16 protein-coding genes are annotated in these 21,763 nt (G+C 66.1%); 15 read left to right on the top strand and 1 reads right to left on the bottom strand.

Features of this window, described 5'->3' with window-relative positions; translation table 11 throughout:
* Positions 1 to 122: 122 nt before the first annotated feature.
* Complete coding sequence (locus QE370_RS14745) at positions 123 to 482, top strand: LysM domain-containing protein (protein ID WP_309634811.1); 360 nt, start codon at positions 123 to 125, stop codon at positions 480 to 482.
* Positions 483 to 521: 39 nt separating this feature from the next.
* Complete coding sequence (locus QE370_RS14740) at positions 522 to 1,238, top strand: glutamine amidotransferase-related protein (protein ID WP_309634810.1); 717 nt, start codon at positions 522 to 524, stop codon at positions 1,236 to 1,238.
* 9 nt (positions 1,239 to 1,247) lie between these two features.
* On the opposite strand, the gene QE370_RS14735 is transcribed toward QE370_RS14740, so the two are convergent.
* Entirely contained in the window at positions 1,248 to 1,658 is a 411-nt protein-coding gene (locus tag QE370_RS14735; protein ID WP_309634809.1) for a VOC family protein, read from the bottom strand.
* A gap of 362 nt (positions 1,659 to 2,020) precedes the next feature.
* On the opposite strand from QE370_RS14735, the gene nrdR reads away from it, so the two are divergent.
* The 13 genes from nrdR (at position 2,021) to QE370_RS14670 (ending at position 21,747) form a co-directional block, all read left to right on the top strand.
* A complete protein-coding gene (gene nrdR / locus QE370_RS14730) occupies positions 2,021 to 2,542 on the top strand; it encodes a transcriptional regulator NrdR (protein WP_309634808.1) in 522 nt (173 codons plus the stop codon).
* A 104-nt stretch (positions 2,543 to 2,646) separates the two neighbouring features.
* Complete coding sequence (locus QE370_RS14725; RefSeq protein ID WP_309634807.1) at positions 2,647 to 5,565, top strand: vitamin B12-dependent ribonucleotide reductase; 2,919 nt, start codon at positions 2,647 to 2,649, stop codon at positions 5,563 to 5,565.
* 70 nt (positions 5,566 to 5,635) lie between these two features.
* Positions 5,636 to 5,884 (top strand): hypothetical protein, encoded by a 249-nt coding sequence (locus tag QE370_RS14720; RefSeq protein ID WP_309634806.1) that lies wholly within the window; start codon positions 5,636 to 5,638, stop codon positions 5,882 to 5,884.
* Positions 5,847 to 6,302 carry a very short patch repair endonuclease gene (locus QE370_RS14715; RefSeq protein ID WP_309634805.1) on the top strand — a complete coding sequence of 152 codons (456 nt, stop codon included), beginning with the start codon at positions 5,847 to 5,849 and terminating at the stop codon, positions 6,300 to 6,302. Before QE370_RS14720 ends, QE370_RS14715 begins: the two co-directional genes overlap by 38 nt.
* Before the next feature lie 2 nt (positions 6,303 to 6,304).
* On the top strand, positions 6,305 to 7,381 hold the full coding sequence (locus QE370_RS14710) for a DNA cytosine methyltransferase (protein ID WP_309634804.1): 1,077 nt from the start codon (positions 6,305 to 6,307) through the stop codon (positions 7,379 to 7,381).
* A gap of 81 nt (positions 7,382 to 7,462) precedes the next feature.
* Positions 7,463 to 12,055, top strand: a complete 4,593-nt coding sequence (locus QE370_RS14705) for a DEAD/DEAH box helicase family protein (protein ID WP_309634803.1) — start codon at positions 7,463 to 7,465, stop codon at positions 12,053 to 12,055.
* Entirely contained in the window at positions 12,052 to 13,779 is a 1,728-nt protein-coding gene (locus QE370_RS14700) for a UvrD-helicase domain-containing protein (protein ID WP_309634802.1), read from the top strand. The genes QE370_RS14705 and QE370_RS14700 overlap by 4 nt, the downstream gene beginning before the upstream one ends.
* A 7-nt stretch (positions 13,780 to 13,786) precedes the next feature.
* A complete protein-coding gene (locus QE370_RS14695) occupies positions 13,787 to 16,900 on the top strand; it encodes a helicase-related protein (RefSeq protein WP_309634801.1) in 3,114 nt (1,037 codons plus the stop codon).
* On the top strand, positions 16,824 to 18,617 hold the full coding sequence (locus QE370_RS14690) for a DUF1998 domain-containing protein (protein ID WP_309634800.1): 1,794 nt from the start codon (positions 16,824 to 16,826) through the stop codon (positions 18,615 to 18,617). The genes QE370_RS14695 and QE370_RS14690 overlap by 77 nt, the downstream gene beginning before the upstream one ends.
* 1 nt (position 18,618) lies before the next feature.
* Positions 18,619 to 18,894, top strand: a complete 276-nt coding sequence (locus tag QE370_RS14685) for a hypothetical protein (RefSeq protein ID WP_309634799.1) — start codon at positions 18,619 to 18,621, stop codon at positions 18,892 to 18,894.
* 151 nt (positions 18,895 to 19,045) lie between these two features.
* Positions 19,046 to 19,876, top strand: a complete 831-nt coding sequence (locus QE370_RS14680; protein WP_309634798.1) for a hypothetical protein — start codon at positions 19,046 to 19,048, stop codon at positions 19,874 to 19,876.
* A 36-nt stretch (positions 19,877 to 19,912) separates the two neighbouring features.
* Positions 19,913 to 21,022 (top strand): hypothetical protein, encoded by a 1,110-nt coding sequence (locus QE370_RS14675; protein WP_309634797.1) that lies wholly within the window; start codon positions 19,913 to 19,915, stop codon positions 21,020 to 21,022.
* 131 nt (positions 21,023 to 21,153) lie between these two features.
* The gene (locus QE370_RS14670; RefSeq protein WP_309634796.1) at positions 21,154 to 21,747 is read left to right on the top strand and encodes a hypothetical protein; all 594 of its coding nucleotides are present in this window, start codon (positions 21,154 to 21,156) and stop codon (positions 21,745 to 21,747) included.
* Positions 21,748 to 21,763 lie beyond the last annotated feature (16 nt).

Here is a 21,763-nt window from a genome sequence, read left to right as displayed (position 1 = left end):
ACATCTGTTCGCCGGATTCGCTGAGCAACCGCCCGCGGAGGACCGACGTTCGAATGACATCGGCAGGCGTTCGATCGACACACCAGACCTCGCACGATCCTCTTCCTTCCCCGGAGGCCCCCATGAGCACCATCTCGATCACCACGTACGACCGTCGCACCCTGCGTCGTCCCGCCGTTGCCGCTCCCGTCCGGCTGACCCGCCGTGGTCGCCTGGTGCTGGTGCTCGCGGTGATCGCCGCCCTCGCCGTGGGCGCGGTCGTGCTCGGCTCCTCGACGGTCGCCACCGACGAGGCCGGCGCCGTGCCCGCCACGCGCGTCGTCACCGTGCAGGAGGGGCAGACCCTCTGGCAGATCGCCGCCGAGGCCAACCCCGAGGGCGACGTGCGCGACACGGTCGACGACATCATGCGCATGAACTCCCTGCCCAGTGCCGGTGACCTGCAGCTGGGCTCCGACCTGGCGGTCCCGGTCTACCAGTGACCTGGCCGTCCGGCACCGCGCGTCGGGCACCATGGGGGCATGGCTCCCGGACCTGACGCGCACCCCCTGGTCGTCCACGTCGTCGCCGACGCGACCGACCGCGACGGCGGGCACGTGCTGGAGCGGCTCGAGGAGCTCGGCGCCGAGATCGACTGGCTCGACCGCGACGACCTCCCGCCGCACTGGGACGCCGACGGCGTCGACCTGCTGCTCTTGCTCGGTTCGGAGCGCTCCGCGCACGACCCGCGGTGGGAGGCGGTCGTCGAGCGGGAGTCCGACATGGTCCGCGTCGCCGTCGGCACTGGCACGCCGGTGATGGCGATCTGCTACGGCGCGCAGCTCGCGGCACGAGCCCTCGGAGGCACGTCGTATCGCGGCGACGGGGCCGAAGCGGGCTGGAAGCGGATCGACACGATCGACGAGGTGCTCTGCCCGGAAGGCCCCTGGGCGCAGTTCCACCAGGACGTGCTGGCGCCACCGCCGACCTCGACGGTCCTCGGCCACTCCTGGTTCGGGCCGCAGTGCTTCGTCGACGAGGCCTTCGGCGGACGGGTCATCGCCTGGCAGTTCCACCCCGAGGTCACGACTGCGACGTTCGCCCGCTGGGTCGACGAGGACGCCGCCCTCGTCCGCGCGGAGGGCTCGTCCCCGAGCGAGCTGAAGCGTCAGGCGCTCGCCAACGCCGTGCGGAGTCGCCGGGCCGCGCACGACCTCGTCGACGCCGCTCTCGCCTACCTGCGCGTGCGGACCATCTAGGCCTCCGAGTCAGGAGGTCGCGACGTTGAACAGCCAGGCCACGCCGAACGTGTCGTTCAGCAGGCCGAACTCGTCACCCCACGGCGCGGGAGCCAGCGGCACCACGACCTCGGCGCCCTCGCTGAGCCCGGTGAAGTAGTCGCGCAGGCGCTCGTCGTCGCCCGTGAGCGCGATGTTGATGGCGGTGCCCATCGCGGGGTCGTCGCCACCGGGAGGCGTGTCGGAGGCCATGATGTCCAGCCCGGCGTCGGACACGAGGTGGCCGTGCATGACCAGGTCGGCGCGGGAGGGGTCGTCGCTCATGCCGTAGTCGCCGAAGGTGGCGATCGTCAGCTCGCCTCCGAGGACGGAGTGATAGAACTCCAGCGCCGCGCGCGACTGGTCGCGGAAGTTGAGGTACGGGTTCAGGCGGATGGTCATCGCACCATCCTGCTCGCTCTTGTTCCGAGATGGAACAGAACGGCCGGATCCGGTGACGAGCGGCCCCGCGACACGCCCTCCCGGTGGCCGTGCTGGTCGTGTCACAGCGCCCTGACCTGCGCAAACGCGACCCGCACGGATTTGTCGGGGCAGATGTGTTGACTGGCTTGCACGACCTTGTGCCGAGGCGTACCGTAGCCACTACATCTAGTGATTACATCGATGTAGTTCTCCACATCTAGTCCCACAGAGAACGCCGAGTTACCCACAGGAATGGCGGGGAATCCACCGGGAATCCCCAGTTCCGTCCCCAGGTCGGCCAGTCCCGACCGACCCCATCAGCCCACGGAGAGGAGAGCACGATGAACTGCCCCTTCTGCAAGGACGGCGACACCCGCGTGCTCGACTCGCGCGTGGCCGACGATGGCGGCGCCATCCGGCGACGTCGCGTCTGCGGGCACTGCCAGAAGCGGTTCACGACCATCGAGCAGATGCAGCTCACCGTGCTCAAGCGCTCCGGCGCCACCGAGCCGTTCAACCGCGAGAAGGCCGTCGCGGGCGTCCGCAAGGCGTGCAAGGGTCGCCCCGTCTCCGACGACGACCTCGCACGTCTCGGCCAGCAGGTCGAGGACGCACTGCGCGAGAGCGGGGCGGCGGAGATCGCCGCCGACGAGGTGGGGCTGGCCATCCTCGAGCCGCTCAAGTGCCTCGACGAGGTCGCGTACCTGCGGTTCGCGAGCGTGTACAAGGCGTTCGACTCCGTCGACGACTTCGCCGCCGAGATCGCCGAGCTCATGGCTCGGGCGGCCGACGGGGAGCTCGCCGAGCACACGGCCCACCGCGACGACCCCCGCGAGCACGACAGCACCACGCAGCACCCCTGAACCGCTGCTCGTCCCGCGGGACGAGCGGACGTACGACAGCAGCACGGCCTGAGCCTCGGGCCCACCCTTTTACACACCCTCAGCGAGACCACAGGAGCAATCTCATGACGGAGACGGTCGACGGATCGACGAGCCGGGCACAGTCCGGACGCGCGCGTGCACGCAAGGGCAAGGCCCTCAGCATCGAGCGCGTGTACACCACCGAGGGCGTGCACCCCTACGACGCGGTGACGTGGGAGCGTCGCGACGTCGTTCAGACCAACTGGAAGACCGGCGAGACCGTCTTCGAGCAGCGCGGCGTGGAGTTCCCCGACTTCTGGAGCGTCAACGCGTCCACCATCGTCACCACGAAGTACTTTCGTGGCGCCGTGGGCTCGCCCGAGCGTGAGCAGAGCCTGCGCCAGCTGCTCGACCGCGTCGTGCTCACCTACACGAAGGCGGGCAAGGAGCACGGCTACTTCGCCACCGACGCCGACGCCGAGGTCTTCGAGCACGAGCTGACCCACATGCTCCTGCACCAGGTGTTCAGCTTCAACAGCCCCGTCTGGTTCAACGTCGGCACGTCGAGCCCGCAGCAGGTCAGCGCCTGCTTCATCCTCGCCGTCGACGACTCGATGGACTCGATCCTCAACTGGTACCGCGAGGAGGGTCTGATCTTCAAGGGTGGGTCGGGCGCCGGCCTCAACCTCTCGCGCATCCGTTCGTCGAAGGAGCTGCTCCGCTCCTCCGGCGGCACCGCGTCCGGTCCGGTCTCCTTCATGCGCGGCGCCGACGCGTCCGCCGGCACCATCAAGTCCGGCGGTGCGACGCGCCGTGCGGCCAAGATGGTCGTCCTCGACGTCGACCACCCGGACATCGTCGAGTTCGTCGAGACCAAGGAGCGCGAGGAGGAGAAGATCCGCGTGCTCCGCGACGCGGGCTTCGACATGGACCTCGGTGGCGAGGACATCACCAGCGTCCAGTACCAGAACGCCAACAACTCGATCCGCGTCGACGACGCGTTCATGCGCGCCGTCGAGGAGGGCACCTCCTACGGCCTGCGCGCCCGCACGAGCGGCGAGGTCATCGAGGAGATCGACGCGAAGGAGCTGTGGGGCAAGGTCGCGAAGGCCGCGTGGGCCTGCGCCGACCCGGGCATCCAGTACGACTCCACGATCAACGACTGGCACACCACGCCGGAGACGGGGCGCATCACCGCCTCGAACCCGTGCTCGGAGTACATGCACCTCGACAACTCCAGCTGCAACCTCGCCAGCCTGAACCTGCTCAAGTTCCTCTCCGAGGACGGCACGACGTTCGACGTCGAGCGGTTCGTCAAGAGCGTCGAGCTGATCATCACGGCGATGGACATCTCGATCTGCTTCGCCGACTTCCCGACCGAGGCGATCGGCGAGACCACGAAGGCCTACCGTCAGCTCGGCATCGGCTACGCCAACCTCGGCGCGATGCTCATGGCCTCGGGCCTGGCCTACGACTCCGACGGCGGCCGTGCGCTCGCCGCGTCGATCACGTCGCTGATGACCGGTGTGTCCTACCGTCGCTCGGCCGAGCTGGCCGGTGTCGTCGGTCCGTACGACGGCTACCAGCAGAACGCGGCGCCGCACACGCGCGTCATGCGCAAGCACCTCGCGGCGAACGACGACATCCGCACGATGCACTCGATGGACATCGCCGTGCAGCGCGAGGCCACGAAGCAGTGGGCGGACAACCTGAAGATCGGCGAGAAGAACGGCTGGCGCAACGCCCAGGCGTCGGTGCTCGCCCCGACCGGCACCATCGGCTTCATGATGGACTGCGACACGACGGGCATCGAGCCCGACTTCTCGCTGGTCAAGTTCAAGAAGCTCGTCGGCGGCGGCTCGATGCAGGTCGTCAACCAGACCGTCCCGGTCGCGCTGAAGAAGCTCGGCTACACGGGCGAGACCATCGAGGCGATCATGGAGTACATCGCCGAGAAGGGTCATGTCGTCGACGCTCCCGGCCTGAAGACCGAGCACTACGAGGTCTTCGACTGCGCCGTCGGTGACCGCGCCATCAAGCCCATGGGCCACGTGCGCATGATGGCGGCGGCCCAGCCGTTCCTGTCCGGCGCGATCTCCAAGACGGTCAACATGCCGGAGACGTCCACGGTCGAGGAGATCGCCGACGTCTACTTCCAGGGCTGGAAGCTCGGCCTGAAGGCGCTCGCCGTCTACCGCGACAACTGCAAGGTCGGCCAGCCGCTGTCCTCGCAGAAGAGCCAGGACGACAAGACGTCGGCGTCGGCCACCGAGGCTGCGCCGGAGGTCAAGACGGTCGTCGTGGAGAAGCCGATCCGTCGTCGTCTGCCGAAGTCGCGCACGTCGATCACGACGTCGTTCAGCGTGGGTGGCGCCGAGGGCTACATGACCTCGGGTGCGCACGAGAACGGCGACCTGGGCGAGATCTTCCTGAAGCTCGGCAAGCAGGGCTCGACCCTGTCGGGCGTGATGGACGCCTTCTCGATCGCCGTGTCGATCGGCCTGCAGTACGGCGTGCCCCTCGAGACGTACGTCTCGAAGTTCACGAACCTGCAGTTCGAGCCGTCGGGCCTGACGGACGACTCCGACGTCCGGATGAGCAAGTCGATCATGGACTACGTCTTCCGCCGCCTGGCGCTGGACTACCTCGACTACGAGACCCGCTCGGCGCTCGGCATCCACTCGGCCGAGGAGCGTCAGCGCTACCTCGACACGGGCAGCCACCAGCCGATCAGCAAGGGCTCGACGGCCGCTGAGCTGGTCGAGACCGAGCCGGAGACCCTGAAGCAGGCTGCGACGGCCGAGGCCGCCGCCACCCCCGCCGCGGACGTCACCGCGGAGCAGGCCCAGGCCGACACGGCCAAGCCCGCCCCGCAGACGGCCCACACGTCGGCCGAGCTCCTCGAGGTCATCACCGGCTCCGCAGTCGACTCGCCCCTCTGCATGACCTGCGGCACCAAGATGCGCCCCGCCGGCTCCTGCCACGTCTGCGAGGGCTGCGGCAGCACCAGCGGCTGCAGCTGATCCGTGCAGCGTCGTTCGGCCCGGCATCACGATGCCGGGCCGAACGACGCTCTCATCGAAAGAACTGATCATGGCCACCCGAGCAGACCTGCCTCAGTACGTCATCGAAGCTCTTGATGTCCTGGGAGGTCGTGGCACCGTCCTCGACGTCAGCAAGGTCGTCTGGGCTCGTCACGAGGACGATCTGCGTTCCTCGGGTGACCTCTTCTACACCTGGCAGTACGACCTCCGCTGGGCCGCTCAGAAGCTCCGCAACACGGGCATACTCGAGAAGGTCGACGGTGACCGCAGTGGCGTATGGACCATCGCCCGTTCCTGAGCGCCGCATCCCGGGTGCGTCGTCCGCCGACGTCAGCCGGCGGATGGCGCGTCAAGCTCGTCGTGACACACGGCCCGAGATGGTGGTCCGAAGGGCTCTGCACGCGGCGGGGCGCCGCTTCCGGGTGCAGATACGAGTGCCCGGACGTGCTCGCCGAACCATCGACATCGCTTTTCCGCGACAGAAGGTCGCTGTGTTCATCGACGGATGTTTCTGGCACCGCTGCCCCTTGCACGCGACGTCGCCGGCCGCCAACGGCGAGTGGTGGGATACGAAACTGGCTGCGAACGAGGTACGAGATCGCGACACGGATCTCGTACTCGAGGAGAACAACTGGGTTGTCCTCCGGTTCTGGGAGCATGAGCCCACCGACTCGGTGGTCGCCGAGATCGAGCGACACCTGCAGGACAGGACGTGAGTGTGAAAATCGCAGCGACGACCGCACTGACCATGGTGGATCTCTTCGCGGGCTGCGGCGGCATCACGTCCGGATTCATGCGGACCGGTCAGTTCCGGCCCATCGGTGCCGTCGAAATGGACCGCGAGGCCGCGGCGACCTACGCGCAGAACTTCGGCGAGCACATTCACGTGGGTGACATCGCGGGCTGGGTCTCGGGTTCGCTGCCCTCGGCGGACGTCGTCGTCGGAGGACCTCCGTGCCAGGGCTTCTCACAGCTCGGCAAGCAGGACCCGCTCGACGTGCGCAGCGGCATGTGGGGCCATTACGTGACCGCGCTCGAAGCGATTCGGCCGACGTACTTCGTCATGGAGAACGTCCCGCAGTTCCTGAAGTCTCCCCAGTTCGAGGAGTTCAGCCGTCAGTTCGGTGCGCGGGGGAGGCTCTCTCGGTACCGACTGGACCCTTACATCCTCGATGCCTCGCTCTACGGAACGTCTCAACGCCGACGTCGGGCAGTCGTGATCGGTTCATTGAAGGACACCGGCCCCGTGCTGTTCCGGGCGGCGTCCCGACCGTCGACCGTGCGGGAAGCGTGGGTCGACCTGCCTACGAAGGTCGACACGATCGATCTGCCTCAATCCTTCGTGGAGGTCAACGGCGGAACAGTGCAGGGAGCGTTCAAGCTGCGCGATCTCCACTTCACCCGTGTCCCGACGGACCTCTCCATGGCTCGTTACCGAGCGATCCCACCAGGAGGCGATCGCCGTGACCTTCCGGACGAGCTCAAGGCCCCGTGTTGGCGACGGCACACCCGGGGATCGGCCGACGTCATGGGCCGGCTCTCTCTCGACAAGCCCTCCGTCACGATCCGCACCGAGTTCTTCAAGCCGGAGAAGGGTCGGTACCTGCATCCGACGGAGAATCGACCTATCACCCATGCCGAAGCAGCGGCCATTCAAGGCTTCGACGAGGACTTCATGTGGTGCGGGAGCAAGATCTCGATCGCTCGCCAGATCGGCAACGCCGTACCACCGCCTCTCGCCGAGTCCATCGCCGACGCTTTGCTGGAGTCCGCCGGCATGGCTCGAGAGGACTAGCTTTTCTGAAGTTGTACAAAACCTTCATGTCTGACCCTCGCTCGCTGATAGACAAGTGCTTTCGGTTCTGAGGGGGCGGATGTGGCGCACGGTGAATGGCAGGGATCCGGCGGCGAGGTCGGTGTAGAGGTCACCCGTCAGTCCGAAACGTGTCTGCAGACCTACGCGGGCGATCCGAAGAGAGTGGAGCAGGACGCGACCATCGAACGGAGCATCGCCGAGGGTGGCTACGGGCGCAAGCAGGTCTACGAGCTCGTGCAGAACGGCGCCGACGCCATGCTCGGGGCGCCTGGTCGTATCGAGGTCGTTCTCACCGATTCGTGTCTCTACGTAGCGAACGAAGGGCGTCCGATCACCATCGACGGGGTGCACGCGCTGATGGCGTCCCACCTCTCGCGGAAGCGTGGTGACGAGATCGGTCGTTTCGGTCTCGGCTTCAAGTCGGTCGTCGCACTGTCGGACCGCCCTGAGGTGTACAGCCGCACGGGATCGTTCGCTTTTGATCGCGCCGACGCCGAAAAGCGGATCAGGGCCGTCGTTCCCGACGCGCCCGACACGCCAACGATGCGACTGGCGCGAGCCCTCGATCCTCACGAGCGGAGAAGCGCAGACGATGTTCTCGACGATCTCATGGCCTGGGCCACCACCGTCATCCGAGTGCCTGTCGATCGAGGTGCCGCGGATCTGAAGCTCGATATTAGCGACTTCCCCGCCGAGTTCTTGCTGTTCTCTCCTCATGCGGAGCGTTTGACTCTTCGTTCCGACAAGGTTCAGCGTGAACTGAGCGTTTCGGCCGGGGAGGACGGAGTCCTCTCCATCAAGGACGGAGCCGCGATCGCGCGCTGGCGTATCGGCCGCCGTCAGCATCATCCGAGCTCTCTCGCCCTCGCCGACGCGGGCGCTGCGGCCCATCGCGAAGCAATCGCCGTCCAGTGGGCTGCTCCGCTGCAGAATCGTTCCGCTCTCGGCAGACTATGGGCGTTCTTCCCGACCGCGGACCGTACGACCTTGTCCGGCATCGTGAACGCGCCCTGGAAGCTCGGCGACGATCGACGGAACCTTCTTGAAGGGCCGTTCAACCTCGAGATCCTCGAGACAGTGCTTCCTTCACTGGTCGAGGAGGAGCTTCGCGGCCTGGTCGATTCGGCGGATCCATGCTCCTACCTTGAATTGCTTCCCGGTCGAGGGCGGGAATCCAGGAGCTGGGCAGACGACAAGCTCAATGGGCCCGTCATGGACCGGTTGAGCCGTGCACCCAGCCTTCCCGACATGACCGGTGCACTTCGTTCGCCTGAGACGATGCGGCTTCACCCCTCGGATCTCCCCAGCGCTGCACTGGAAGCCTGGAGGTCGCTCGAGCCGTCTCCGTCCGGCTGGGTTCACCACAGCGTCGACAGCGGCGGGACCGATCGTCGAGCTCGGGCCGAGCGTCTTCTCAACGCGGACGGACCTCCAGACGCAGCCACTTGGGTGGCAGCCCTCGTCGAAACGCGCACCGCCGAGGGAAGCGCTGCGGCGCTCCGGGTGATTGCCACCCTCCGGAATCATTCGAGCTTCGATGCCGTGCGCAAGGTCCCTTCGGTGCTGCTGGAAGACGGCTCGGTGGCGGAGGCGAGGCCCGGTCGGGTGTTCATCCGGTCGTCCGCCGCGGAGGTCAACGACCGATTCCTGCACCCAACGCTCGCCGCGGACCAGTCCGTGCTCGACATCCTGGCCGGGCTCGGCATCCGGCTCGTGGACCGACTGGGCGAGCTGCGTGCCGCGCTCTCCTTGCCGAACGAAAGGATCGATTGGCGTGCCGCGTGGTCCTTGTCCCGCCAGTGCGATCCCGACCAGGTTCACGATGCGATCAAGGAGGAGGTGGGCACCCCCGTCGAGAGCGCGGTGAAGGTGCGCAACCGCGACGGGCGGTTCGTCCCGATGTCCGAGTGCTTCCTTCCCGGCGGGGTGGTGTCCCCACACGATCGCGGCCACAGCCGATGGATGATCGACACCGATTGGCACAGGGACGATGTCGAGCTGCTGGATCGCCTCGGTGCCGTCGCTCAGCCCGTACGGAGAGCTGGCACGCCGAAGGAACGATGGCTCGCGCAGTACGAGGAGGCGATCGTCGAGAAGTACATCGCTGACTCGACCGGCGCCAAGCCGCGGGCCGACCGACTTGTGGTGAACGGCGAAGCTCCCCCGTGGCCGTTACAGATGCTCCCGCAGCTCAAAGGTGAGGCAGCGGCGCACCTGACGGCCACCGCCCTCGATCTGATGCCGGCCCGCTCCTGGACGGTTCGGCACGCGACCAACGCCACGCATCCCACGAGACCGTACAAGGACCCGACGCTGTGGTGGCTGCACCAGCACGGCGTCGCGAGCACCGGCGTCGGACCGTTCCCGCTTCGATGGTGTGTCGCGAACGTGAGCAATGAGGCCCGAGAGGACGTCTTCCCTGTCGCGGACGTGTCGTCGGATGTCGTATCCATCCTCGGCCTCCCGACGTCCCTCGAGGACATGCCGGAAAAGACCTGGGATCTGCTCTTCGAACGTGCTCGCGTGTGGGACGAGAGTCGGCGCACCCACCTCTACGCCTGGGCGTCCTACTACCTCGACGCGCCGGAGTCGCTCGTTGTTCGGGTGGCGGGAAACGTACGGGCGTACCCGCCGGCGGAAGTGGCCGTGACCCAGTCCGCGGAGGACTTCCGGTCACTCTCCGACCAGAGAACCCCCACGCTTCTCGTGGAGAGCGACGAGGACGTCAAGCAGCTCATCGAGAACTGGGGTCTCGAGGACGGTCGAGCTCTCCTCGAGCAGGAGCTGGCTTTCGACCCGACCGGTGAGCCGCAGGTCCTCACCGACGCCTACCCGCGACTGAGGCTCTTCGATGTACCGAGTTCAATCAAGATCCAGTACTGCGACTCGATCGAGCTCGTGACCGAAACGAACAAGGGCACCATCAGCCGCCCCATCGACAGTTACCTCAACGAGGACGTTCTCCTCACGACGACCGATGAGCCACGGCGGATGCTGCGGCAGGCCTCGGACGCGTTGCAGCTGGGGCTGTCCACAGAGCAGATCGACGGCGTGATCGAACACCTGAGGAGCCAGGAACTCGAAAAGGCCATTGCCGAGGTCCGATCGGTACCCGATGTCGAGAAGAAGCTGGCCCTGCTCCTCGGGACCGAGGCAATGACGAGCAAGGTCCCGCTTCCGGCGTTGGAAGCGGTCCGAGCTGATCTGGACAGGGAGCCCACGGCTACGGAGCTCGCTCGACTGGTCTTGGCGGTCCATGGTGTGCGGGTCCTCCACGCGTTCTCCTCCGTCCTCGAGGACAAGGGTATGAACCCGCCGAGCCAGTGGGTCGGTGGCTCGGCGACCCGACGGTTCGTGTCCGACCTGGGGTTCCCACCTGAATACGCAGGATTCGTGACCACTCCGAAGCCCGCGATGCACGTCATCGACGGACCGGCACCACTGCCGGATCTCCACGACTACCAGCAGATCGTGACCAGCAAGATCAAGGCGATGCTGCGAGGCAGCACTGAGGCCAAGCGCGGTCTCGTCTCACTGCCGACGGGTGCCGGCAAGACACGCGTCGCTGTACAAGCTCTGGTCGAGGAGATCGCCGAAGGCAACCTCGGCGGACCGATCGTGTGGATCGCCCAGTCCGACGAGCTCTGCGAGCAGGCCGTCGAGACCTGGTCGTACATCTGGCGATCGCGGGGTAGCGCCCGCGGCCTGCACGTGTCCCGACTCTGGTCAGGTAACGAAGCGGACGAGAAGGGCACCGAGATCCAACTGGTCGTGGCGACGCCACAGAAGCTGCTTGTCTGCAAGGGCAAGGAGAACTACGAATGGCTCACGGGGTGCTCCGTCGTCGTCGTCGACGAAGCCCACACCTCGGTCTCCACGATGTACACCCAAGTTCTCGAATGGCTCGGGCTGGGTCGGTCGCGCAAGAACATGAAGCCGTTGATCGGGCTGACCGCCACCCCGTTCCGCAACACGAACGAGGCGGAGACGCGGCAGTTGGCGGCGCGCTACGACCACAACAGACTCGATGAGGGGGCCTTCATGGGCGACCCACACGTCTACCTGCAAGAACGTCGCATCCTCGCCCGTGCTCACCAGCGGGTTCTGGACGGAGCGGACGTGGTGCTGACGGCCAGCGAGCTCGCGGACGTCGAGAAGTTCAAGGACCTGCCGCGAACCGCGCTCACCCGGCTGGGCACCAATGTCAACCGCAATGAGACGATCGTGCAGTCGATCGCCGAACTCCCCGACGACTGGACAGTTCTGGTGTTCGCGACCTCGGTCGACAACGCTCGAGTGCTTGCGGCGTTGCTCTCCTTCCGGGGTATCTCAGCTGTGTCGATCGAAGCCAATACCGACGCTGCGGCTCGTCGTCACTACATCGAGGAGTTCAAGGCCAGCAGGATCCGCGTCATCACCAACTACGGCGTGCTGGCCCAGGGCTTCGATGCCCCGGCGGTGAGGGCTGTCTACGTGACCCGTCCGACCTTCAGCGCGAACCTGTACCAGCAGATGATCGGACGAGGCCTGCGCGGGCCCAAGAACGGCGGCTCCGACGAAGTGTTGATCGTCAACGTCGAGGACAACGTCACCCAGTACGGCGAAGCTCTGGCCTTCACGGGCTTCGACCACGTCTGGAAGAAGGACGGGTGAGCGCCCTGGTCTCGCTGGATGCCGAGCAGGCGCAGGTCGCCCGTGTCGACGCGAGCGCCTGCCAGGTCGTTCTCGCCGCGGCCGGCAGTGGAAAGACGGAGACGGTGGCCGCGCTCGTCGGCGAGCTGGTCGAGTCCCAGCTCCATTCCGCTCACGACGTTCTGGTGCTGAGCTTCTCCCGAGCCGCCGTGACTGCGGTGCGGCGAAGATTCGCCGACCGTGACCTCAGAGGTGTCAGCGTGCGGACGCTGGATGGCATAGCAGCTCGCATCATCGGGTCCGCGGAGTCGGCCGAGGAGCCGGCGCCGTCATTCGACGGTCGGATCCGCCAGGCGACCCGATTGCTCGGGGAGGGGGAAGTCCCCGACGAACTGGAGGCGGTGGCACACGTCGTCGTCGACGAGATTCAGGACGTGGTCGGCGATCGTGCCCGGCTCGTCCTGGCGATCCTTCACGCGATCAGGAGTCACGCCGGTTTCACTCTGTTGGGCGACCCCCAGCAGGCGATCTACGACTTTCAGCTTGCAGATGCGAGGGACATGAACTCGCCCGCGTTTCTCAGGTCTGTCGACACGGGCTTCGCCCCCCGACTTGTCCAACTCCGCGGCGAGTACCGATCGATCGGAGACGATGCACGACGGGTGGTCGAGATGTCACAGACGCTTCCGCCACCTGGGGGCGCGGGGCGGACTTCGCAGATTCGACGAGTGGTCGCCGACGTCCTCAAGCTCGAGGACCTCACCGAGCTGGCCGACCTGCTTCCGACGTTCGACGGCAACGTCGCCGTACTCTGCGCCGACAACGGCCAGGCGATGCTCGCCCACGCGGCACTTCGCGACCTCGAAGTGGAAGCGACGCTGCAGGCTTCGGCCGAACAACGGGGAGTCGCATCCTGGGTAGCCGCTGCGGTCCCCTTCGGTGGTCGCAAAGTGAAGCGCTCCGACTTCGAGGACGGTTGGGATCCCTACGAGACAGGCTACTCCGCGGCCGACGCGTGGCGACTCCTGAAGCGCAGCGAGCGCGGCTTCAACACCCCGTCATCGCTCGACGTCTCCCGCCTCGCCGCGGCCGTGGCCCTTCGTGACGTGGCGGCGGAGCTGCTCGAGGCAGCCCACGAGGGTGTGGTCGTGTCGACGGTCCACCGCAGCAAGGGTTTGGAATTCGACACGGTCGTGATGGTGAACTCCTCGGGCTGGTTGCCGGCCGACGCAGATGACAGTCAGGCTTCCGTGGCGTACGTGGCCCTGTCCCGTGCGCGCCGGAGGCTGCTGTCCGTCCCGATGAGCGTCGATCGCAGGCTTCGACGCGACGGCGCCATGGACCGATGGATCCGGGCCGGCCACAAGAAATGGCAGACATTCGGACTCGAGATTCAGCCTGCGGATCTTCGGGAACCCACCGACCCGGCCCGATCAAAGTCCGTCCAGGATCTGGTCGTCGCGGTCCGTGCGGGCGATCCGGTCGACCTGCGGCTCGATCCGCTCGCACCGAAAGACATGCCGAGGTATCGGCTGGAACACGACGGGGAACTCATCGGCCGGACGAATGAGAGATTCGGACAGATCCTGCGTCGTCGATTCCACGGGGACAACCCGCCGTTTCTCTCGGGCCTTCGGGTCGGAGGTTTCGAGTCACGTGGTTGCCCTCCCGAATTCAGTGTCAGCGGGGCGGCCGATCTGTGGCGCGCTCCTGTGGTCTCCGGCATGTCGACGATCGAGTGGTGAGGAAACGATGAGTTCACTGGACCCCTGGTACCACTTGCGACAGCTCGTGGTGGACGCGCTCTCCGACGACCTGATCGGCAGTCCCGACGAGGAGACCCTCGAGGAGGAGCCGCTCGATCGATTCGTCATGGGAATCCTGTATCCGCGCAGCTCCGACGATCTCGACGACGTTCCCGACCTTCCCGAGTCGGCTGCCGGCGCATCGAGCGACGCCGTGGTGGACCCGGCAGTCGCGCAGAGCCACCGTCAGTACCCGTCATCGATGGGTATGTCCTTCGCCGTCGTGCCCGCGGAGACCGCAGAACTTGTCGTGCGCGCCAGGGCAGCGCGGTTCGTCGAGACCGACGACGGCTGGCGCCGCGAACAGCCCGAGCTCGCAGAGGTGCGCGTCACGACCGATGACGTGCGTCGAAGCAGGCATCCTCTTGCCGAAGGTCTGGAGCTCCAGGTCGTGGTGCGAGCGCCGGTAGCCGGCGTCTCATCCATCACCGCTGCTCTGGTGAGCACCGTCGAAGCTCCGGAGAAGGGGCGGCGCGACGCCTACTGCTGGTTTCAGGTCGGCATCGACGTCGACGCGGTGGGGGGCCACTTCGTCGATCGCAACGCGACACGGATCCACTCCGGCGACGATGAATCCGCTTCCTACGCCCTTCTGTACCGGGATGCACGCGACCTGGCGACGGGCCACGGCTGCGCTGTCACGTGGGACGCCGGTTCTGACGTCACCGCGCTGAGGACCACGTCGATCCCGGACTTCGCGCTGCCTCTGGCGGATTCGGCCGGCGGACGCGCAGACGCGCCCTTGTCCATGGCGGATCTGGCGAACGGGTCCGGCCTCGATCGCCTCGACGTGATGGTCGACGACTACGAGAGCTGGATCGGATCTCGACGGGATGTCGTCCCCGACCTCGACCTTGCACTGCAGGAGACGGCCAGAAAGCACCTCGCCGAAGCCGAGAAGGCTGCGGCTCGGATGCGTCGTGGACTCACTCTGGTTCGAGAGTCCGACGACGTCGGCGAGGCCTTTCGGCTCATGAACTCGGCCATGACTCTGCAGCGGTACCGACAGGTGCTCATCCGGGACGGCAAGCGCGCCGCGGAAGCGGCTCAGCAGGAGTGGAGGCCCTTCCAGATGGCCTTCATCCTCATGAATCTGGAGGACGTGTCCGATCCGTCCTCGAAGGGCCGGGACCAGGCAGACCTCCTCTGGTTCCCGACCGGCGGCGGCAAGACCGAGGCGTACCTCGGTCTGATCGCCTTCTCCATCTTCCTGCGACGACTGCGTGATCCGCACGACGGAGGAGTGTCGGTGCTGATGCGCTACACGCTGCGGTTGCTCACGATCCAGCAGTTCGAGCGCGCTGCCGGCCTCATCTGTGCGATGGAATCGCTCAGGCGCGAGAAGCTGCCGACGGCCGAACCGATCTCACTCGGCCTCTGGGTCGGGCAGGGCGCGACGCCGAACAAGGCGAAGGACGCGAAGAAGGCGCTCAAGCTCATCTCCGCGGGGGAGTTCAGCGACGTCGGCAATCCTCGTCAGCTCGTCCGGTGCCCAGCCTGTGGTTCGGATCTCCTGCCCCACGACTACTCGGTGGTCGCAGGGCCGGATCGACTCGTGGTCAGGTGCCCCGGCCGGGATTGCGACTTCGCCGACGGTCTGCCGGTTCATCTCATCGACGAGGACGTCTACCGGTACACACCGTCGCTGGTCATTGGCACCGTCGACAAGTTCGCCATGATGGCGTGGAGGGCGGAGACGCGGAATCTCTTCGGTGGGCTAACCGGATCGCCTCCGGACCTCATCGTCCAGGACGAGTTGCACCTCATAAGCGGTCCTTTGGGCACCATGGTCGGCCTCTACGAGACCGCGGTCGATGCGGCCTGCAGTAGACAGGGATCGCGCCCGAAGGTGTTGGCCTCGACGGCGACGATCCGTCGTGCCAAGGACCAGGTGAGAGCGGTCTTCGATCGCGACTCGGCGCAGTTCCCGCCGTCGGGCATCGACGCGAACGACTCCTTCTTCGCCGTGGAGGCGCCGCCGGCGCTCAAGGGTGACCGCCTGTACGTCGGTGTCATGGCACCGGGTGTCAGCCACACGACGCTCATGGTCCGTGTCTACGGTGCGCTGCTCGACGCGGGCAAGAACCTTCCCGCCGCCGAGAAGGTGCGCGACGCCTACTGGACGCTGCTGGGCTATTTCAACAGTCTGCGAGTCCTGGGTGGCGCTTTCATGCAGGTCCAGGACGACGTTCCGGATCGCCTCAAGGTCATCGCGACTCGCCTCGGCCACGAGCCCCGGGAGCTGGACGACGACACCCTCGAGCTGACCTCTCGCATCGACTCGACGAAGGTGCCGGACGCTCTCGATCGGCTCGCGAAGGGCCTCCCTGAGGCAGAGACCGCGGACGTCGTCCTGGCGACCAACATGATCTCGGTCGGCGTGGACGTCGATCGGCTCGGTCTGATGGCGGTCATGGGGCAACCGCAGGCGACCGCCGAGTACATCCAGGCCACCAGCCGTGTGGGTCGTCGCTACCCGGGACTCGTCGTCGTCATCTACAACAGCGCTCGCTCGAGAGACATCTCGCATTACGAGATGTTTCGTTCCTATCACCAGGCTCTGTACCGCCAGGTTGAGGCCACCGGGGCCACCCCGTTCGCTGCCCGCGCCAGGGACAGGGGACTGCACGGCATGTTCGTCTCGCTCGTTCGTCAGGCGATTCTTGGCGCGAACGACGAGAAGAAGGCGCGTGACATCGATGCCTGGGGAGCCGAGCTCGAGGGAGTCATCCGGACCATCGTGGCCCGCGCCAGCACGGTCACGAACGGCGACGCGGAGACTGTCGAAAAGGTGGAGCAGCATCTTCGTGATCTTGTTTCGTCCTGGAAGGCTGCGTCTGCCGTCGGAGCTGTCGACCACTACGCGGGCTGGAACACCGCGACCAAGCCGAATGCCCTCCTCCAAGATACGAGCGATGTGGTCGACGACGAAGAGTTCGACTACCCGGTCGACTCGCCGCCGTGGCCGACGATGACGAGTCTTCGTGACGTGGACGCCACGTCGCACCTCTACGTCGTTCGTAGTCGATTCCAATCTCCGAAGGGAGTGGGAAGTGTCTGATCACGTAGCAGAATCCCGTCGATCGCAGCTCATTTCTACGTATGGAGTCGGAGCCCTGTTTCCCGCGCAGGATCAGAGCTTCATGATCCTCGGTTTGGACGATTGGGAAGACAAGAAGCACCGCGAGATTCCTGAGCCGCGGCTTGCCCGTTCGCTCGGCGTTCAGACCTTCCGACTCCCTCCGTCGGGATCGAAGAAGCGACAGGACATCCCGGTCATCCGCTTCCCCGAGCTGCATCATTGCCCGGTTTGTCATCGATTGGATTACCACCAGAAACTCTGTCAGTGGGGCGAGAATCGGTGCGAGCAGGACCTTCGGACCCTGGTCCCGTCTCGGTTCGTGGTCAGTTGTGCCAATGGCCATATCGACGAGTTCCCTTACTCCCGGTGGTTGCACGGACCGAAGTCGCTGGAAGGTCGACACGACCTGCGCTTGACCACCAGAGGCCAGAGTTCTTCCCTGAAGGACCTGATCATCTCGTGCTCGTGCGGTACCCCATCCAAGTCCCTTGCGGGTTCCTTCGGCGCGAACTCCCTGGCAGGAGTCACGAAGTGTTTCGGACGTCGCCCCTGGCTCCGCGGAGCGGAGAACGAGGATTGCGATCAGGTGCCGCGTACCATGCAGCGTGGGTCCTCGAGCGTGTGGTTCCCCTCGGTGCGTTCTGCGATCTCCATCCCACCGTGGTCCGACAAGGTCCAGAAGCTCGTCGCGAAGCACTGGCTGCTCTTGGAGGCCATTCCCGCGGACGCCATTCGCGCGAGCGTCGGCAACCTTGTCAAGGGTGCGCTCCCGAACGCCTCGATCGACGAGTTCGTGAATGCGGTGCTCGAACGCAAGGGAATGCTCGAGGGGACCGAGGCCATCGGCGAGCTCGAGCTGCGTGAGGACGAGTTCAAGGCGCTGTACGCCGGCCATCCGGAGGAGTCGCCCCAGGACCAGTTCGTCGCCCACGTCCGCGACGTCCCGGACGAGGCGGCCGTCCACATCGAACGTCTCTGCGAAGTGAGTCGTCTCCGCGAGGTCCGCGCACTTCACGGTTTCACCCGCGTGGTGTCACCCGACAGCGACGACGCCCAGGCGGGCCATTCCGCCGCGCTCTCGCGGGAGAAGAAATTCTGGTTGCCGGCGATCGAGGTTCTCGGCGAGGGCATTTTCATCAACTTCGACGAGGCCGCGATCAGCGCGTGGGCGGAGGAGGACTTCGCAACCGGTCGCATCGCGATCATGCAGGATGCGCTCGACACGCGCGCCGCGCTGCGAGGCGTCGGCGCCGACACCCTGACGGCGAAGGAGGTGTTGTTGCACTCCACCGCGCATCTCCTGATCAACGAATTGTCGCTCGATGCCGGGTATCCGGCTGCGTCGCTCCGCGAACGGCTCTATGTGGAGAAGAAGCAGGCGGGCGTTCTGATCTACACGGCGTCCGCGGACTCGGCCGGCAGTCTCGGGGGTCTGTCCGCGCAGGCCGACGGTGAACGTCTGTGGGGCGTGCTCAAGTCCGCGGTGGAGCGGGCGGCCTGGTGCTCGACCGACCCCGTGTGCATCGAGACGCGGGCGGGCGGTAAGGACGCGTTGAACATGGCGGCGTGCCACGCGTGCCTCCTCCTTCCCGAGACCAGTTGTGAGCGCGCGAACACTTTGCTCGATCGAGGTCTCGTCGTCGGAACTCCTGACGCTCCCGGTGCCGGGTTCTTCGCTTCCCTGCTGGAGGGGTGACGTGTCGCAGTGGAAGAAGTTCGTCGAACAGGCGAAGGAGCTCGCCGACAACGTCTCCGACGACCCTCGCGCGAGGAAGGTGATGGATCAGACGCGGGTCGGGGCGAACAAGGCCATGGACGGCCTCGGCGCGGCCCGGCGCACGGTCACGCAGGAGGAGGCTTTCGCCGAGGTCACGAGGACTCTTGAGGAGATCATCGATGTCGTGGTCGCTCAGCAGGCCGTGATCGACGAGCTCGTGCGTCGCGTCGGCCGACCGCCGGAGGGCGAGTCGTGATCAGCGCGGAGCACCGGTCCGTACTCGCCGAGATCGAACGGAGCACGCTCGACTCGCACACGAGGGGTGCGGCCTGGCGTGCTGCCGTGGACCGGAGCAGATCCTCCGTCGCTTCGGTGGCCGCTCGCCGGGCCTGGTCGACGCGGCGTTGTTGACGGACACCGTCACCGACTCCGCTTCGGACACCTGGAGTTCGGAGGTCCTCGAGGCGTGGGCGAGACTGGGGCACGAGGCGAAGTACGGGACGGGCGCCGAAGCTGGTGTATACGGCCTCTCCAGGGTCTTCGATCCGCTGAGCGAGGATCAATTGCTCGGACTGACGAACTCGGTCAAGGGCACCGCGATGGAGATCAGGGTGCGGGAGAGGGCGCAGTCCGGGGAGTTCCCGGGCCTCGAGGGCCTCCCGTCCGACGCGCACCTCTCGACATCGTTGACCCAATCCGGGCACGACGTGGAGATCGTGAACTCCGCCGGTGAAGTGATCGAGCGGATCCAGGTCAAGGCCGGATCGTGGGAGTCCATCGCGCCGCGATTGTCCGAGTACACCGATCAGGGCATTGCGGTGGCGGTGACGAGCGAGACCGCGGCACGAGCACGGGAGGCGGGCTTCGGGGCCTCGGTGATCGACACCGGCATCAGTGGGACGGAACTCACCGAACGGGTGGCCTCGTCCGTCGACAACCTCGGGCTCGGGCACTCCGTTGACGAGTTCCTCCCGGAGCTGGCCTTCGCCTCGGTCGCGCTTTCAGCCGTCATGCGCATCAGGACTGGTCAGGATCCGGCCGACGTGGCCGTGTGGGTGAAGTCGGAGATCGCCTCAACCGGCGCCGCGAATGCAGCGGGCCTTGCCGCCGAGTTGATGACCGCGCCTGACGGGTGTCCGCGTGGTCGCCGCCCTCGGAACTCGCTGGACCATCGCGCGCCGCCGGTCCGCTCGAGCAGCGGTAGTCGCAGTCAAGGCGTTGCGGCAGCGGCTGCATGAGCTGCCTCCGACTCGATTCCAGGGAGGAACCATCTGATGTCGATCTTCAGGACGCCGACCCTTTTCGACCTCGTCGATGCTCCGAGGGAAGCGCTGCTGAGTCTCCACGCCGGCGAGACCGTGCTTCTCGGCCGACTCGACGACGAGGATCTCGACTCGGTCGGTATGGAGCGTGGCGCCATCGATCGCTCCATCCGCGCGTTCCCCCACTTCACCGAGCAGGAGCAACAGAAGATCCTCGACCTGCTCGAGGCTGTCCGATCGCGGTCGATCGAATGGATTCCGCTCTTCGGCGAGCTGGTTCACGACGACGAGGGCTGGCGGGACTTCGTCTCTCTGCACTGGTGCCTGAGGAATCCTTGGTTCGACGAGATCAATCTGAGCTCAGGGCCGATGGCGACTCTCCTCGACACGATGCTCGAGATCACAAGGCTTGAGGCTTCGGTCGTCGACGTCCAAGGCAGCTATGCGGCTCTGGCCCAGGAAATCGCCGACGGCAAACTCAGCGGCACGGAGGAAGGCCTGTTCCTGGCAGGGAATGTCCTGGCCGGAGCTGCGGTCGGCTGGTTCACCTTCGGTGCGGGGGCAGGCCTATTGGGGAAGGCATCGGAGTGGGTGAATGGACAGGCTCGTCAGGCAGACGCCTGGATCCTTGAGCTCGCGATGCAGTGCATGACGGCCCTGACCGTGAGCGAGACTCGCCCCGAGATTCACCGGGCGATTGTCCAAGACATCAGGGCGAAGGCACGTCCGGACGCGAGCGGCGGGAGTACCAGGTTCTCGGAGAGGCAACTGCGCATGCTTCGCAGCGCGTACGCCGGGCTTAACGCCGAAGGTCCCGCGCCGGAAGGCTCGACGGATCCACTGCCCGACTTCTCCGACTGGACCGTCCGTGCGGCCAAGCAGTACTGCGAGGTGGAGGGCCACGGCGAACCCCTGCTGATGGACGCCGTCCAGTTCGATGGGCCGCGGGGCATTTGGGACGATTCGAAATGGGTCGTGCGAGCGCAGCGCCCGTCGGCGGGCTCGACGATCGAGCCCGGAAGTCGGCCGGTTGTCCTGGCGTACTCACGACCGTTCGAAGGACTGAGGCTCCCTCTGCTCCGACGCCATCTCGACGACGCCGAGGCCGGTCTGGGTGGATGACGGTGCAGGCGCAGTATTCATGAAGCTCTACGGCGCAGCCCTCTCGACCGCCCGGAATTCGAGATGGGTGCACCAGTTCACGTCTAGGGTGGGCGAGTGTTCGTGACGGTGGGGCAGAGAGGTTCTCGGACGTGACGGTTCTCGGTATCGAGCTGACTCGAAGCAGGATCGGCGCCAGCATTCTGACATACATCGCACTCTGCTCCGGATTCCTCGGGCTCATGTGCATCCTTGCGAGCACGACGGTCGAGAGCACGGAGACCTCCGGTCATCTGTGGTGGAAGGAGACCACGGCGAACGCCGACGCCGGATCGGAGCGGTTCGGGTGGTTTCTTGCAGCGCTCATCTTCCTGGGCATCGCCGCGGCGTGCGGATACTGGGCTCTCCGGATCTCGACACAGGCGGGCCGTCTTCGGAAGTACCCTCCGATTCTCAAGGGCGTCGAATCGATGCCGGTGCAGCGTGTTGCTGATATCGCTGGTGTTCGGGTGTCCACCGCATACCGCGATCTCCGCACCCTGATCAGTTCCGGCACCGTCGACGAGTTCTACATTGACAACGGTTCCGGAACGATTGTGAACAAGAGCTACGTGCCGGAGCGGTCTCAGAAAGCTGTGGTCGAATGTCCTGGCTGCGGTACCCGCAACGAGGTGATCATCGGCATCCCGAAGTCGTGCAAGTCGTGCGGGGAGCCAGTGGCCCTGCGCTTCTCCAACGACACCTGAACGGCTTCGACCAGGC

This window comes from Aeromicrobium sp. SORGH_AS_0981, from assembly GCF_031453195.1.
Taxonomy (GTDB): domain Bacteria; phylum Actinomycetota; class Actinomycetes; order Propionibacteriales; family Nocardioidaceae; genus Aeromicrobium.
The sequence above is the reverse complement of the archived record's forward strand: the minus strand, read 5'-3'. Positions and strand labels throughout refer to the sequence as shown.

Bases quoted from the DNA above. Each gene is read 5' to 3' on its own strand.
- QE370_RS14745 (WP_309634811.1), top strand. From the start codon at position 123: ATGAGCACCATCTCGATCACCACGTACGACCGTCGCACCCTGCGTCGT.
- QE370_RS14740 (WP_309634810.1), top strand. From the start codon at position 522: ATGGCTCCCGGACCTGACGCGCACCCCCTGGTCGTCCACGTCGTCGCC.
- QE370_RS14735 (WP_309634809.1), bottom strand. From the start codon at position 1,658: ATGACCATCCGCCTGAACCCGTACCTCAACTTCCGCGACCAGTCGCGC.
- nrdR (WP_309634808.1), top strand. From the start codon at position 2,021: ATGAACTGCCCCTTCTGCAAGGACGGCGACACCCGCGTGCTCGACTCG.
- QE370_RS14725 (WP_309634807.1), top strand. From the start codon at position 2,647: ATGACGGAGACGGTCGACGGATCGACGAGCCGGGCACAGTCCGGACGC.
- QE370_RS14720 (WP_309634806.1), top strand. From the start codon at position 5,636: ATGGCCACCCGAGCAGACCTGCCTCAGTACGTCATCGAAGCTCTTGAT.
- QE370_RS14695 (WP_309634801.1), top strand. From the start codon at position 13,787: ATGAGTTCACTGGACCCCTGGTACCACTTGCGACAGCTCGTGGTGGAC.
- QE370_RS14675 (WP_309634797.1), top strand. From the start codon at position 19,913: ATGTCGATCTTCAGGACGCCGACCCTTTTCGACCTCGTCGATGCTCCG.